14 protein-coding genes and 1 pseudogene are annotated in these 15358 nt (G+C 37.0%); 5 read left to right on the top strand and 10 right to left on the bottom strand.

The window, feature by feature from the left end:
- Positions 1-50 precede the first annotated feature (50 nt).
- Complete coding sequence (locus R6U02_RS03705; protein ID WP_410262287.1) at positions 51-1235, top strand: aminotransferase class I/II-fold pyridoxal phosphate-dependent enzyme; 1185 nt, start codon at positions 51-53, stop codon at positions 1233-1235.
- A 77-nt stretch (positions 1236-1312) separates the two neighbouring features.
- Here R6U02_RS03705 and R6U02_RS03700 read toward each other — a convergent pair.
- The 3 genes and pseudogenes from R6U02_RS03700 to R6U02_RS03690 form a co-directional block, all read right to left on the bottom strand.
- Positions 1313-2185: pseudogene (locus R6U02_RS03700) on the bottom strand (NAD(P)-dependent oxidoreductase); the annotation flags it as partial.
- A 64-nt stretch (positions 2186-2249) separates the two neighbouring features.
- Positions 2250-3974, bottom strand: a complete 1725-nt coding sequence (gene ptsP / locus R6U02_RS03695; protein ID WP_410262286.1) for a phosphoenolpyruvate--protein phosphotransferase — start codon at positions 3972-3974, stop codon at positions 2250-2252.
- Positions 3974-4240, bottom strand: coding sequence for a phosphocarrier protein HPr (locus tag R6U02_RS03690; RefSeq protein ID WP_410262285.1), 267 nt, complete (start codon positions 4238-4240; stop codon positions 3974-3976). The genes ptsP and R6U02_RS03690 overlap by 1 nt, the downstream gene beginning before the upstream one ends.
- A 344-nt stretch (positions 4241-4584) precedes the next feature.
- Here R6U02_RS03690 and R6U02_RS03685 point away from each other — a divergent pair, with 344 nt between their 5' ends.
- The gene (locus R6U02_RS03685; RefSeq protein WP_410262328.1) at positions 4585-6831 is read left to right on the top strand and encodes an AAA family ATPase; all 2247 of its coding nucleotides are present in this window, start codon (positions 4585-4587) and stop codon (positions 6829-6831) included.
- 121 nt (positions 6832-6952) lie between these two features.
- Here R6U02_RS03685 and R6U02_RS03680 read toward each other — a convergent pair whose 3' ends face one another.
- Together R6U02_RS03680 and R6U02_RS03675 are read right to left on the bottom strand one after the other, a co-directional pair.
- Positions 6953-8545, bottom strand: coding sequence for a peptide chain release factor 3 (locus R6U02_RS03680; RefSeq protein WP_410262284.1), 1593 nt, complete (start codon positions 8543-8545; stop codon positions 6953-6955).
- A gap of 24 nt (positions 8546-8569) precedes the next feature.
- A complete protein-coding gene (locus R6U02_RS03675) occupies positions 8570-9679 on the bottom strand; it encodes an AI-2E family transporter (protein WP_410262283.1) in 1110 nt (369 codons plus the stop codon).
- Between the two features lie 137 nt (positions 9680-9816).
- On the opposite strand from R6U02_RS03675, the gene R6U02_RS03670 reads away from it, so the two are divergent.
- Entirely contained in the window at positions 9817-10251 is a 435-nt protein-coding gene (locus R6U02_RS03670; protein ID WP_410262282.1) for a GNAT family N-acetyltransferase, read from the top strand.
- A 9-nt stretch (positions 10252-10260) separates the two neighbouring features.
- Here R6U02_RS03670 and R6U02_RS03665 read toward each other — a convergent pair whose 3' ends face one another.
- The 5 genes from R6U02_RS03665 to R6U02_RS03645 are packed head-to-tail and all read right to left on the bottom strand — an operon-like array spanning position 10261 to position 13856.
- Positions 10261-10509, bottom strand: a complete 249-nt coding sequence (locus R6U02_RS03665; RefSeq protein WP_410262281.1) for a DUF3006 family protein — start codon at positions 10507-10509, stop codon at positions 10261-10263.
- A gap of 5 nt (positions 10510-10514) precedes the next feature.
- The gene (locus tag R6U02_RS03660) at positions 10515-11507 is read right to left on the bottom strand and encodes a ComEC/Rec2 family competence protein (RefSeq protein ID WP_410262280.1); all 993 of its coding nucleotides are present in this window, start codon (positions 11505-11507) and stop codon (positions 10515-10517) included.
- Complete coding sequence (locus R6U02_RS03655; RefSeq protein ID WP_410262279.1) at positions 11500-12408, bottom strand: RluA family pseudouridine synthase; 909 nt, start codon at positions 12406-12408, stop codon at positions 11500-11502. The genes R6U02_RS03660 and R6U02_RS03655 overlap by 8 nt, the downstream gene beginning before the upstream one ends.
- Positions 12386-13210 carry an NAD kinase gene (locus R6U02_RS03650; protein ID WP_410262278.1) on the bottom strand — a complete coding sequence of 275 codons (825 nt, stop codon included), beginning with the start codon at positions 13208-13210 and terminating at the stop codon, positions 12386-12388. Before R6U02_RS03650 ends, R6U02_RS03655 begins: the two co-directional genes overlap by 23 nt.
- A 25-nt stretch (positions 13211-13235) precedes the next feature.
- On the bottom strand, positions 13236-13856 hold the full coding sequence (locus R6U02_RS03645; protein ID WP_410262277.1) for a GTP pyrophosphokinase family protein: 621 nt from the start codon (positions 13854-13856) through the stop codon (positions 13236-13238).
- A gap of 96 nt (positions 13857-13952) precedes the next feature.
- Between R6U02_RS03645 and R6U02_RS03640 the strand changes: the two genes are divergently transcribed.
- Both R6U02_RS03640 and R6U02_RS03635 read left to right on the top strand, forming a co-directional pair.
- Positions 13953-14534: a CYTH domain-containing protein gene (locus R6U02_RS03640; protein WP_410262276.1), complete on the top strand. Its 582-nt coding sequence runs from the start codon at positions 13953-13955 to the stop codon at positions 14532-14534.
- Between the two features lie 186 nt (positions 14535-14720).
- A complete protein-coding gene (locus tag R6U02_RS03635; protein WP_410262275.1) occupies positions 14721-15341 on the top strand; it encodes a DsbA family protein in 621 nt (206 codons plus the stop codon).
- The last annotated feature ends 17 nt before the right edge of the window (positions 15342-15358 follow it).

Below are 15358 nucleotides of genomic sequence, written 5' to 3'. Positions count from 1 at the left end.
ATTTATTTGTGAAAATTATGGTAAACTAATTTAAAATAGGAGGAGAACCCTTGACACATATACCCACTTATATTTTCAATCATGAAATAAGAGCTTTGAATATTTCTAAAATAAGACAATTCGATGACCATGTCTCTGCTTTTGAGCCCTTGATACGATTAACCCTTGGACAACCAGACTTTCCGACACCACAGCACGTTAAAGATGCTGCCAAAGAAGCAATCGATTCTGATTTTTCCTTCTACACCAGTACGGCCGGAGACATTAAACTCAGAGAAGCTGCATCGAAATTTGTAGAGATTAAATACAACCTTAAATACGATCCGCAGACTGAAGTAATTGCTACAGTTGGAGCTACCGAAGCGTTAGCCACTTCTTTATTTACGATTCTTAATCCTGGAGACTATGTTTTAATCCCTTCTCCATTTTTTTCTCTCTATGATTCTCTAGTGAGAATGAGCCAGGCAACACCGATTTATATAGACACTTCTGAAACTGACTTTTTAATCACCTCTGATACGATAGACAAAGCTATTCAAAATCTAGATAAGATACCTAAAGCCATTATCTTGAATTATCCAAATAACCCTACTGGTGTCACTTGGACTAAAGACGATGTTATTAGCTTAGCACAAACACTCTCAACCTATCCTGATATGCTGGTTATAAGTGACGAGATCTACAGTGAACTTGTCTATGATCAGATCCATGTCTCACTTGGAGAGTATTTAAGAAGTCAAACCATCGTGATCAATGGCCTTTCTAAATCTCACGCTATGACAGGCTGGCGCTTGGGTCTGATTTTTGCACCGGAAAGTTTGACAACTGAACTTTTAAAAACACATCAGGCGCTTGTTACAAGCGCCTCAAGTATCACACAATATGCTGGAATCGAAGCCTTGACCCATGGCATCAACGATGCTCTTCCCATGAAGCAAGCTTATAAAAAACGTCGTAATACCGTTACACAGGCTTTACGAGAATTGAATTTAACCTTTACTGAACCCAAAGGAGCATTCTATGTCTTTGCTTCTTTACCTAAAGACCTGCCGATGACAAGCTATGATTTTTGTTATGAATTCGCGAAACATTTCAAGGTTGCCATGATTCCAGGAGACGCTTTCGGCGATGCAGGAGAAGGCTATTTCAGAATCAGTTATGCTTCCAGCTTGAAAGACATAGAAATAGCTATGGATCGCCTTGCTCAATATGTAACCGACTTACGTGAACAATAGTCCAAAAATAATAAGAGAATCACCGGATAAACATACCGGTGATTCTCTTATTTTATAACGACTAGCTGGACACTCTATTACTCAACGTCCCACCACAATTTGATTAACGCTTGAGTCCCGGCATCATCATATCCAGCTTGACTCAATTGATCATAAAGTTCTTTAGCTAGTCTCGTTGAGGGTAAATTCAGCTGCATCTTTTCAGCTTCCTCCAAGGCTATAGTTAAATCTTTAATAAAATGTTTAACAAAAAAACCAGGTGAATAATTTTCCTTTAGAATTCTCGGAGCATAATTTTCTAATGACCAGTTCCCGGCTGCTCCTCCACCTACTGTCTTGATTACTTTTTCAAGATTTAATCCAGCTTTTTCAGCATATACCAGCATTTCTGTTAAACCCGTCATTGTTCCCGCCACCATAATCTGGTTCGCCATTTTTGTATGTTGGCCACTACCAGCTGGTCCATGAAGCTCAAGCGAGGATGAGAAAAGATTAAAGAGACTTTTTATTGACTCATAGGTTTCCTGTTCCCCACCTACCATCACCGTTAGCGTTCCATTCTTGGCGCCTAAGTCTCCACCGGACACTGGCGCATCCAATGCTCTAGCATTGTGTTGTAACGCTGTCAGGCTTATTTTCCCAGCCATTGACGGGGTGCTGGTCGTTAAGTCGATAAGTACTTTATCTGATATATCCGCTTCAAAGATACCCGATTTACCATAATACACATCTTCTACATCAGAAGGATAGCCGACCATGGTAAATATCACATCTGATTCATCAGCAACCTTACTCGGTGAGTCTCTCCATATTGCACCTTTTCTTATGAGCGTTTCAGCTTTATATTTTGTCCGGTTATATATGGTTACCGTATAATTATTGTCTAACAGATGACCTATAATTGATTTCCCCATCACGCCTGTACCAATAAATCCTATTTTCCTCATTTTTTCACTCCTAAAAAAAGATTGGTAAAAAAAAAGATTGAGCCCGAAGAGGACTCAATCTTCTTAATTAATTTTCTACATATTGATTAACTAATTCAATAACTTCATCCACAGTTGTGCATTCGGATAGAGCTTTTTCAGACAATTCTTTCATCTTATTAGAATCCAATGTTTTGAGTAAGCTTCTTGTTTTAAGAATGCTTGTTGCACTCATAGAAAATTCATCTAATCCTAGTCCTACTAACAGAGGGACTGCGATTTGATCTCCAGCCATTTCTCCACACATACCTGCCCATTTGCCTTCTTTGTGCGCTGCATCTATGACCATTTTTACAAGGCGTAAGATTGAAGGGTTATATGGTTGATACAGATAAGAAACACGTTCGTTCATTCTATCTGCAGCCATAGTATATTGAATTAAATCATTTGTTCCGATACTGAAAAAGTCAACTTCTTTAGCAAATTGATCCGCTAATACTGCAGCAGCAGGGATCTCAATCATGATTCCTACTTCAATAGAATCAGCTACCTTGATCCCTTTTTTAAGCAACAAGGCTTTCTCTTCTTCTAGCATAGCTTTAGCTTCTCTAAACTCTGGCAACGTAGCGATCATCGGGAACATAATACGTAATGATCCGTGAACTGAGGCACGCAGTAGAGCTCTTAATTGTGTTCTGAAAATAGAATCTTGGTCTAAACTAACTCGAATAGCGCGATAACCTAAAAATGGATTCATTTCTTTTGGTAATTTCAAATATGGGAGCTCTTTATCTCCGCCAATGTCCATTGTTCTCACAACAACCGGCTTATCACCCATACCTTCTAATACCTGTTTATATGCCTTATATTGGTCTTCTTCTGTTGGTAGTTCCGTAGAATCCATATACAAGAATTCTGTACGGTACAAACCAATAGCTTCTCCACCATTGTTTTTAACACTTTCTAAATCTTTTGGTGTACCAATATTCGCAGCTAACTCGACATGTTTGCCATCTTTAGTGACACTAGGCTCGTTTAATAATTGATCCCATTCTTTTTTCAATTCATCATGTTCTTTAGCTTTCTTATTGAAAGCTGAAATCTCGTCTTCAGAAGGGTTGATGTAAACATCGCCTTCTAAACCATCTACGATCAACATATCATTTTCAGATACTCGCTCTGTGATATCTTTCGTTCCAACGATTGCTGGAATTTCCAATGATCTAGCCATGATTGCAGAATGAGATGTTCGACCTCCGACATTTGTTACAAAAGCTTTAACATATTTTTTATTCAGTTGGGCTGTATCACTTGGTGTTAAATCTTCTGCAATAATGATAACTTCTTCTTCAATTGTTGCTGGAGATGGTAAGGTAACATTTAACAGATTAGCTAGTACACGTTTTCTGACATCACGGATATCAGCAGCGCGCTCTTGCATATAAGCATTATCTTCCATTCCCTCAAACATTGTAATGAACGTATCAGTCACTTGTTTGAAAGCAAATTCAGCATTAACATTTTCGCTATCGATCACTGCTTTTGCCTGATCTATTAAATCTGGATCTGATAATACCATAATATGAGCATCAAAAACTTGCGCTTCATCTTCACCTAATGACTTAGCAGCAATAGCTCTGACTTTAGTTAATTGTTCTTTAGCTTTATCCATAGCTTCTGCTAAACGAGTCATCTCAGAATCAGTATCAGAGATCTCGATTTTTTCAATAGTTAAATCTGGTTCAACTAGTAAGTAAGCTTTTGCGTGAGCGATTCCATCACTTGCTGCAATCCCGGATACTTTTAAAGTCATTATTCAGCCATTCCCTCATTTTTTATTGTTCCTTCAATTCCTTCAATAGCTTCTTTTTCGTCAGCGCCATCGGCAGTAATTGAAACTTCTGCACCTTTACCAACACCAAGAGACATAACTCCCATGATTGATTTCAAATTAACAGATTTACCTTTATATTCTAGAGTGATATCTGAGTTGAATTTGCTAGCTTGTTGAACCAATAAAGTAGCTGGTCTAGCATGAATCCCTGTTTCTGCAATGATTGTGTATTCTCTTTTTTCCATTTGAATTTCTCCTTTTAAATAAAGTATTTTTTATCGAAAGGAATAAAATGTCAACGCTTTATGGGATTATATCTTTTGGACAGTACTTTCCCAGGAAACCTCCATTTTATTCTTTCTTCTCTAACAGATTACCATTTTTCTCCTTTACCTACAACTATTTTTTCTCAGTCCACCTATTTAGTACTTGAAAGTCAAAATTGGTCAATGTATAATATAATTATTAAAGGTCAATATTGGTCAGATAAATGGCCTATATATTTATATCCTCAACCGTTTTGAACTGACCTTTGACAAAATTACGAGTATAATAAAATTAAAATATGAATGAAAGGATGTTATATACAATGATTTGTCAACGTTGTAAAGAACGACCTGCCACGATTCATTTAACAACAGTCGTCAATGGCCGCAAACAAGAAATTGATCTTTGTCAGAAATGTTATCGTGAATTAAAACAGCAGGAACAGCAGGGACGTTTAAATCAAGGAAACAATCAAGATCCCTTTGGATTTAATCAATTTGATGATCTGTTTAGAGCATTATCGCAAAGACAAAACCCCAATGCACAGCCGCCTATCCCGCCGACTCAACAATTCCCCGGGAACAACCAACAACCTCCCAGACATGGCGGAGGTCGCGGTGGGTTACTTGGTGAGTATGGTGTTAATCTAAATCAACTGGCTAAAGATGGGAAAATAGATCCAATAATCGGCCGCGATAAAGAAATCGAACGCGTCATCGAAATTTTAAATAGACGGAAAAAAAATAATCCGGTGCTGATAGGAGAAGCTGGTGTTGGTAAAACAGCAATCGTTGAAGGTCTAGCTCTTAAAATAGTAAACGGAGACGTCCCTCAAAAGCTCCAGGATAAGGAAGTCATTCGTCTAGATGTCGCTTCCCTCGTTCAAGGAACAGGTATTAGAGGTCAATTTGAAGAACGCATGTACCAGTTGATGAATGAATTAAGTGAAGATGATAATATCATCTTATTCATCGATGAAGTGCATGAAATCGTTGGTGCCGGAACTGCTGAAGGAAGTAGTATGGATGCTGGTAACATCTTGAAACCCGCATTAGCCACAGGCGAACTGCAGCTGGTTGGTGCTACGACCCTAAATGAATACAGAAGAATAGAAAAAGACTCTGCGTTGGAACGTCGGTTACAGCCAGTCAGAGTGAACGAGCCTTCGTTAGAAGAAACCATGACTATTTTAAAAGGCATTCAAAAGAAATACGAAGATTATCATCATGTTAAATATTCAGACAAAGCGATAAAAAGTGCGGTTGAATTATCACATCGCTATATCCAGGACCGTTTCCTGCCTGACAAAGCCATTGATTTAATGGATGAATCAGGTTCTAAAAAGAATTTGACCATTCAGTCTGTTGATCCAAAAGCTTTGGAAGATAAAATAAGCGAGGCGGAAAAAAGCAAACAGGCAGCTTTGGATCAAGAAGATTATGAAAAAGCGGCATTTTATCGTGACCAGGCAGCGAAATTCAAAGAAATGATCAATCAGCAGATGCCTCAGTCTGAACAACCTGAAGTAACTGAACAAGATATTATCAATATCATTGAAATTAAAACAGGCATTCCTGTTGGAGAATTAAAAGAGAAAGAACAAACACAATTAAAAGATTTAAACAAATCGCTTAGACGTCATGTTATTGGTCAAGATCAAGCTATTGATAAAGTAGCAAGAGCGATTCGTAGAAATCGTATTGGATTAAGACAGAAAAACCGTCCGATCGGATCATTTATGTTTATAGGTCCAACAGGTGTAGGGAAAACAGAGTTGGCTAGGACATTGGCCCTAGAATTATTTGGAAGCAAGGATGCCTATGTACGTTTAGACATGAGTGAATACATGGAAAAACACAGTACGTCTAAGCTCATTGGTTCACCGCCAGGATATGTTGGGTATGAAGAAGCAGGGCAATTAACCGAAAAAATAAGACGGAATCCGTATAGTTTAATCTTGGTTGACGAAGTTGAGAAAGCTCACCCGGATGTTCTGCATATGTTTTTACAAGTTTTAGACGATGGACGCTTAACTGATGCTCAAGGAAGAACAGTTAACTTTAAAGAAACCATCATTATTATGACAAGTAATGCGGGTACAACAAATGTTGAATCAAGTGTAGGCTTTGGAGCGCAACTTAGCGGTGAACAGCATTCTATTTTAAATCATCTTCAGGATTACTTTAAGCCAGAATTTTTAAATCGTTTTGATGGCATCGTAGAATTCAACTCTCTTACAAAGGAGAACCTCCTGGAAATAGTTGATTTGATGCTGGACGATGTCAATGACGCTTTGAGCCAACACGAAATCACGCTGAATGTCGATCAGCAGGCAAAAGAAAAACTGGTTGACTTGGGTTATGACCCTAAAATGGGAGCACGTCCTTTAAGAAGAGTCATTGAAGAACAAATTGAAGATAAAATCGCTGAATTTTATTTAAACAATCCGGAACCAGGAGAAATATTGGCAACAGTTGAAAATGATGCTATCGTTATTACTAAAAAATCCCCATCTAAATCTGTTAGTGAAATGCAAAGTAACGATAGTGGAGAAACGGGTTCTGATTAATTCCAGTCCTTAATCCAATTAAATTTCAATCATCAAACAAACGGCTCATTCTTTATTCAAAAAAAACATTAACATCTCAGGTTCATTGTATTGAACCTGAATGTTAATGTTTTTTTATTTATTATAATAATGACGTCAGTTCGACTTCTGGGTATTTATCGCTGAACCATCTCATAGCAAACCGGTTTTCAAATAAGAATAGCGGCTGATCGAAGCGATCTCTTACAAGCATATTTCTACTTGACCCCATATTTTCATCCAATTGTTCCGGATCGACCCATCTGGCGATACGGTTACCTATCGAAGTCATAATGACTTCCGAGTTATACTCATTTCGCATTCGATGTTCGAAAACCTCGAATTGAAGTTGCCCGACAGCACCGATAATATAGGTTTCTGTGTGATAGGATTTATAGAGTTGAATTGCACCCTCTTGCACAAGTTGATTGATCCCTTTATGAAATGATTTTTGCTTCATAACGTTTTTCGGTTCAACCTTCATAAATAGTTCAGGTGTAAATTGTGGCAACTCTTGATATTCTATCTTATCTTTGCCTTCATATAAAGTATCCCCTATTTGAAAATTACCTGTATCATAAAGGCCAATAATATCTCCTGCTACAGCATCGGTAACAATTTCTCTACTTTCAGCCATAAATTGAGTTGAATTTGAGAGTCGGATTTTTTTATCTGAACGTGATAATGTCACGTCCATCCCTTTTTCAAATTTACCGGAGCATATTCTTAAAAACGCAATTCTATCTCGATGACGCGGATCCATGTTGGCTTGTATTTTAAATACGAATCCTGAAAAAGTTGGTTCTGTAGGCAGAACGGTATCTCCCTCTCTTGTTTTGTGAGAAGATGGCTCGGGAGCAAATTGCAGGAAGGTTTCCAAAAATGTCTGTACGCCAAAATTATTTAAGGCAGAACCAAAAAATACAGGTGTCAATTTCCCTGCGGCGATAGCTTCTTCAGAAAACTCATTCCCCGCTTCTTTAAGAAGCAGAGCCTCTTCAAGCACTTGCTTGTACAGGCTATCTTTTTTTATATTGTGTTCGCCTTCAATCTCCCCCTCTGAATTAAGCGGGATAAATCGTTCGCCCTTATTTGATTCTTCAGGTCTAAATGCTTCAATTCGATTGTGGTATAAATCATATAGTCCTAATAAGGTTTTACCAGATCCTATCGGCCAGTTCATTGGATAAGCATCGATCTCCAACACTTCTTCCAATTCTTCTATGAGTTCTAAAGGTTCTCTACCATCTCTGTCTAGCTTGTTCATGAAAGTGAAAATCGGAATGCCTCTCATACGACAAACTTTAAATAATTTCTTAGTCTGTTCCTCTATACCTTTTGCGCTATCAATGACCATGACAGCAGCATCCACCGCCATTAATGTACGGTAAGTATCTTCGGAAAAATCTTCATGTCCGGGAGTGTCTAAAATATTGATACGTTTGTCTTCGTAGTCAAATTGCATAACTGAACTTGTGACAGAGATACCTCTTTGTTTCTCTATTTCCATCCAGTCAGATTTTGCAAATTTACCAGATTTCTTTGCTTTAACTGTTCCGGCTTCTCTAATAGCGCCACCGAAAAGTAATAATTGTTCGGTAATCGTTGTTTTACCCGCGTCGGGGTGGGAAATAATAGCAAACGTTCTTCTTCTTTTCACTTCTTTATTTAACTCATTATTTTTATTTTCAGTCAATGTAAACGTCCTTAATCTTTATATTTATTTTTTTTCTAATGATGAATACTTAGTTAACTTTTCTTCTCGATACATTTTAAATAGATAGGTTCCTATTGTCTTCAAAATAGCAAAAAGCGGTACGCCTATCAACATTCCAATCAACCCAGCAATTTTTGCGGAAGCCAATAACACCAATATAACTGTCAGCGGATGAATTGCCAAGGATTTACCGACTAATAAAGGCGTGAAGAAATTGCTGTCCAATTGTTGAGCAATTAAAACAAAGATAGCTACCAGTATTGCCCGTGCCGGTGATTCGATCAGTCCAACCACGATTGCCGGTCCTGCACCAATAAATGGACCAATAATAGGGATGAAATTAGTAATAGCCGCAAAAATTGATAACAGAAAGGCAGAAGGCAGATTGACTACTGAATACAGGAGAAAGAGTAGGACGCCTACTAGTAAGGACGCCAACCCTTTCCCGCTAATATAACTTGAAATCGTATCATCAGTTTTCATAATGATTTCTTTGACATTCCTTTTATACTTTAATGGCACAATGTCGACAACATGGGGTAAAAATTTCTTACCGTCATGAAGCATGTAGAATAATATGACTGGAACTGTGATCAACAAGAAGGCTACTTCAGTAAAAGCCTGAATAGCGCTTCCTGCCCCTGAGACAATTCCAGTTAAGAAACGTGACCCAATATCTCTCATCCACATTTCCAAATTCTCTAAAGCTAAGTTGATATCGATCTGCTGCATCCACGGTTCTTCTGCCAAGCGGTTCGTGTATATTTCCAGTCCACTTATTAATTCAGGTATACCGGAAATCAAATTGGATGTTTGCTCTATCAGCATAGGAATGCCCAATAGAATCGAGATGACAATGAAACCAACTAATAATATCATTACAATTATGATACCAACTATCCTTTTCACTCTGAAACGTTCGAGCAATTTAACTAGAGGATTCAATAAATAATACAAGAAACCGGCAAGAAGCAATGGCATGAATAATGCAGTTAGTATGCCCATTAACGGATTCAATATAAAATCAATGCGTTGGAGCAAGTAAATAAGTATGGCAACTGCCAATAACCAAACCGTCCAGAACATTAATTTGGATTCTTTCCAATTGATCACTTTATCCCCCTCTTATTAAATCATTTCTCTTACATTATAGTAGACCTGATGCTTTATTAAAAGAGCATTTGCGGATATATTGACCTAAATGTTAAATATTGCTATAGTAAGACATAATTTCAGAAAAGAGGGATACTATGAATTTTCTTACTACTACCGACACATCTTCTCAAATTTACCTTGATGCCATAGAGATAAGAAAGATAGTTTTTATAGAGGAACAACAAGTTGATGAATCATTAGAAATTGATGACTTGGAGGATAAAACCTTGCATATCGTTGGATACAAAGACAAGTCCCCTGTCTGTACTGCTCGTTTACTTAAAAAAGAGGATGGATCGGTGAAAATACAACGCGTCGCTGTTCTTGCTGCTTATCGAAAACAAGGCCTAGGTAAACTGCTACTCGAGCAAATCGAAAAAATTGCCAAAGAACAATTAAATGCCTCACGTCTTGTTCTTGATTCACAAGACCATGCCATCTCATTTTACGAAAAAATCGGCTATTCTGTAGAAGGTGACGGATTTTTAGATGCCGACATACCACATCACTTCATGCAAAAAGCTATTTAAATCTTTCTCTTATTTTTGTTCTTTATCATCTGATCTCTTTAGTAGCGTTTGTCTTTTTAGTTTATTTTCAGATAATCTTTTTTCTTTTTCTGCATTGTCTTTTTCTAATACAAATTGACCGTTGTCTCTTATTCTTATAACAAAAACATCCCCAAATTCATATGCTGGGGGTAAGATCGAAACTGGAACATAGATAGGGTCATCTTCATCATCCGGAATCAAACAAGCTACGTTATTTTCGATTTCTTCCAGCACCACATACATTACCCTTCCTCCTCGGTAAAGATATCGATTTCATTGTTCTCGTTAACAACAATATGAATCGTTCCATAATTATCCGTTCCTAAAAGCTCTGCTGGATGATTATCAAATAATTGGAGAATCTCTCTATGAGGATGTCCATATTGGTTTCCAACGCCAGCCTGATATACAGCAACGGATGGATTGATTGCTTGTAACCATTTCTCACTCGTGCTTTCATTCGAACCGTGATGACCTAACACCATAATGTCAGATTGAAGACTTGCGGACGCTTCGTTTAAAATACGCTTTTCAACGTCAGCATTTACATCACCCGTATGCATCAATACTGTGTCCCCAAGCGTAATACGTGTGACAATGGACTCATCATTTTGATTGCTTTGCTTTTCATTTTCCAATGGATGAAAGACTTCGATTGAGAATGCACCCATCTCTGTCGTGTAACCATCTTTCGGCTCAGTATATATCGCGTCTGACTTTAGCAAAGCGTCCAATAATCTACTGTACGTTTGACTTGTATGATCCATCCCATTCATCCACACTTCATTAACTTGGAAATAGTCCAGCACTAAATCGCCATTCCCTATATGATCCGCATCGTTATGAGTGAATATGAGTAAATCAATTTCTGCTCCAATTCCAATCTCAGCATTCAGATAGTCAATGATGCGCGGTTCACTGTCATTATAACGTCCCGTATCGATCAATATCGTTGTGCCGTCATATCCTTTCAATAAGACGGATGATGCTTGGCCCATGTCAAAAAAATGATAGTCGGCCAGTTTCTCACTTTTTTTGTCCTTATTGAAATATGAGCCGAGTGAACGGATTTGAGAAGATATCTCATTTGCATACGTTTCTATCCATTGATAAGAAATGTTATTTTTTCCAAACCATGACCCCAATAAAAAAGCAACACTAACAAGTAGTGTCGTCAATAAAATGGATAAGGGTTTATTGATATTTGTCTTTTTACGCTTATATTTTCTAGTCACGACGCATACTCTCCAATTGATTACTTAATAAAATCAAATCTTCCGATAAGGGAGCTTCTACTTCAAGCTGATGGTCTGTAAACGGATGCTTGAAGCTAACTTTGGCACAGTGCAAAGCTTGCCTGTCAATAAGATTATTATTTGCTTTAGAGTTATATAATGTGTCTCCAATCAAGCCATGATTTAAAGCGGCAAAATGCACTCTGATTTGATGCGTTCTTCCCGTGTGCAATTGAACTTTTACTTTTGTCGCATTAGCATATCTTCGTTTCACCCAATACTCCGTTAGCGAAGGTTTCCCCAAATCATCGATTTGCCTCTTAATGATCGAATCTTCCATCCGACCAATCGGCTTATTGATAAGTCCTGAAGATTTCTCTATTATCCCCTCAGCAAATGCAACATATTCCTTATAGAGCTCTTTATTTTGTAATAGTTGATCTAAATAAGAATGGGCTAAGGAATGTTTAGCGAAAATCATGACACCCGAAGTATCTTTGTCCAAACGTGTAACAATGTGTATTGTTTTATGCTTATACTCATTCTTTTCGATATACCCCTTCACTCGATTTGCCATCGTATGATTTTTATAGAGTGATGAGGGGACGGAAGGGACTTTACTTGGTTTATTGAGGATAAGAAAATGATCATCCTCAAATAAGACCTCAATCTTTTCATGCGAGATTTCCAAAATATCGTTGCTGGCTTCAGTAGGTATAGTTAGAGAAATAAAATCCCCCGGCAATACCATTTTCCTGACACGACTGAGTTCATGATTAACTTCTAAACGCCCCCCTTGAAACTTTACTTTTGCAAGAAGTCGTTTGGAAATGTTTTTTGTTTTTAGAAACGATTTCAGAGTCATTGGTTGGTGACTCTCAACTGTCCATTCTATCTTCATTTTTTGATTTTACTCCTAAAAAAGCATCTTCCACACGATTCCAAAAATGAGTATGCTGATATTGCGCAAACCTGATACGTTCTTTTGCAATTTGAAATCGTATGTAGTCAACTTCAGTCTCGGCTGAAACTAATTGATCAATGGTTAAAGTGAATTTAGTCGTAGCAATTGGCTTTATTTTTATCCATTCATTAGGAGCTATAATCATTGGTGAGCTGAGCGTTCTGAATATACGATTATTCAGTGACGCTATCTCGGTCAATTGTAAGGCTTCCAATCTTGGATGTAACACTGCACCGCCAATGGATTTATTGTAGCCGGTTGAGCCGGTAGGTGTAGATATGCATACACCATCTCCTCTAAAACGTTCAAAGTGCTCCTCTTTAATGTAAACATCACAAACTAGAGTTCCATCAGCGATTTTGACAATAGATTCATTTAATGCTAAAAAGTGTTTGTTTTTCAGCTTGTTCTTGTAGATGACCTCAACGTCAAGTAATGGATAGTCTATAAATTCACCATTATCGTTTTCTAAGCTATCAACTAATTCAGCTAAATTATACTGTCTCCAATCTGTATAAAAGCCTAAATGCCCCGTATGAACCCCTATGAAACGAACACTATCCAAGAGGTGAGCATACCGATGAAATGCTGACAATAATGTTCCGTCTCCCCCGACAGATATTATAATATCCGGTTGATGAGTGACGATCTCCAACATGGTATTATCCAGTAATTTCTTTAGTTCGCGCGTTACTCCTATTGATTCTTCAGTATTGTTCTGAACGATTGCAATTTTCACTATAACTTTCCTTCCTTTACATCAATTACTCTTGAGAATAACGGAAGTCCTTTTGAATTTCTTTTATTTCTTCTCTAATGGTAGACATTTCTTCATCTAATTGAAAAGCTGATTCAGCAGCTTTCTGTAATCTTCTATTAATTTCATCCGGGAATTCACCTTGATATTTATAATTGAGTGAATGCTCTATAGAAGCCCAAAAATTCATGGCCAGGGTCCTGATCTGGATTTCCACTAAAACCACTTTTACTTCATCGATTAATTGAACCGGATACTCACATATTAAATGATATGACCGGTAACCACTATCTTTCTTATGGTTAACATAATCCTTTTCGTACACTACTTTAATATCATTGCGCTTTTTCAACATAGCTACCACATCATGTATATCTTCTACAAAAGGACACATAATTCTAATCCCTGCTAAATCTTCCATATCAGTTTCAAGCTTATCGAGTGAAATGTTTCTCGTTTTAGATTTAAATAAAATACTGTTGATAGGCTTGACTCGACCTGTTACAAATTCTATGGGGCCATGTTCTTTTCTTAAAAGGTACATCCCTCTCAAACCTCGTAACTTCACTTTTAATTCATCAACTGTCTGGTCGTAAGGAAGCAGGAAAAGTTCCCAATCTCTATTCATATCCTCAACCTTCTCTACTTTAATTTAGTTGTTATTATTGATATCATTGTAACATATTTTCATAAAATACCGTAGCAAGGGAATTGAGGGACTGATATGAAACAAGAAGTAGAAATCGAATACAAAAACTTATTAACCGAAGCAGAATACATGAAACTAAAACAAATATTTTTCAATGACGAAGCCATACCCGTTACTCAAGAGAATTACTATTTCGACACCGAAGACCATACTTTGAAAAACAATCAATGTGCACTTAGAATAAGAATAAAGGGAAATCATGCCGAAATGACTTTAAAGACTCCATTTGAAGGACATCATACGGAAACAACAATTGATTTAGATACTGATAACGCAAAAAAAATGATTGCATCCGGTACCTTTACATTGCCCGAGGATCTTATCTCTGTTCTCAAAAAAGAAAACATTTCAATCGATCCAAGTGTTTTTATAATAGCTGAACTAAAGACTGATCGATTAGAAGTGATCGATCCACATTCTATCATTGTATTAGACAAAAGTTATTACTCTAACCAACAAGATTTTGAGCTGGAAATTGAATCAGATTCAAAATCTACTGGTGAAGCATTATTTAATCAAATACTGAAGGATAACGGTATACCTCTAAGACCCACAACAAATAAAATTGCTCGTGCCTTTAAAGCAAAATTCATTTGAGATAAGTAATTCATTATGCTTGTGACTGAATTGTTACAAAGGATTTTTTTTCCTGCTATTTTTAGGCAGAATATTATATAAAACTAGTTTTATTTGTTAATCTATGTAATGTAATCAATTAGGAACAAAGAAACTCTATATAGATTGATTTGGTTAAGACAAAATATAAACTAGGTGAGTGTTGAAATGTTTTTAAATAATATAATTGAAGTTTTCTTATTTGTAAATCCATTAGGGCCGACATGTTTTGAAACCGAAAGAATAATTGAATCGTTTTCTAGTGAACGAGATGAGAAAGTCAACGTGCGCTTTATTCCTTTACTAAATTTCCACACTATCGGAAACATTATCAAAGAAACTGATAATCCGACTCTAGCCCATCGAAATCAACTCTACACCGACTCCTTTTATGCTAGCTTAGCCTTTCAATCCGCTTCGATGCAGGGCAGAAAAAAAGGCAGAAATTTTTTGATGGCTTTACAAGGTAAAGTTATCAACGAAGGCAAAGAAGTGACTAAAGAATTATTTACTGAAATTGCTGAATTGATTAAACTGGATTTAGAAATGTTTGAAGAAGATATTCAATCCGATTTTTCAAAATCAGCATTTAAAAAAGATCAGAGTTTAGCCCAAGAAATGAATATACAAAATGCGCCTTCTTGTGTTCTATATTCTGGGAACAATGATGACTATGGCTACCAGGTTGAAAATTCCATTACCAAACAATTACTTCATGGATTTTGTGACGAAAAAGTCCAAGTTGAAAAATCTAATGTTAATCGTTTGTCCCTACTACAAATGATGTAAGAATCAATTGAACGTCA

The sequence above is a fragment of the Alkalibacterium sp. genome (genome assembly GCF_046484155.1).
Lineage (GTDB): Bacteria > Bacillota > Bacilli > Lactobacillales > Carnobacteriaceae_A > Alkalibacterium.
This window is presented reverse-complemented; position numbering and strand designations above follow the sequence as displayed.

Coding starts and splice junctions, on each gene's coding strand:
- R6U02_RS03685 (WP_410262328.1), top strand. CDS start 4,585: ATGATTTGTCAACGTTGTAAAGAACGACCTGCCACGATTCATTTAACA.
- R6U02_RS03690 (WP_410262285.1), bottom strand. CDS start 4,240: ATGGAAAAAAGAGAATACACAATCATTGCAGAAACAGGGATTCATGCT.
- R6U02_RS03635 (WP_410262275.1), top strand. CDS start 14,721: ATGTTTTTAAATAATATAATTGAAGTTTTCTTATTTGTAAATCCATTA.
- R6U02_RS03655 (WP_410262279.1), bottom strand. CDS start 12,408: ATGAAGATAGAATGGACAGTTGAGAGTCACCAACCAATGACTCTGAAA.
- ptsP (WP_410262286.1), bottom strand. CDS start 3,974: ATGACTTTAAAAGTATCCGGGATTGCAGCAAGTGATGGAATCGCTCAC.
- R6U02_RS03645 (WP_410262277.1), bottom strand. CDS start 13,856: ATGAATAGAGATTGGGAACTTTTCCTGCTTCCTTACGACCAGACAGTT.
- R6U02_RS03640 (WP_410262276.1), top strand. CDS start 13,953: ATGAAACAAGAAGTAGAAATCGAATACAAAAACTTATTAACCGAAGCA.
- R6U02_RS03670 (WP_410262282.1), top strand. CDS start 9,817: ATGAATTTTCTTACTACTACCGACACATCTTCTCAAATTTACCTTGAT.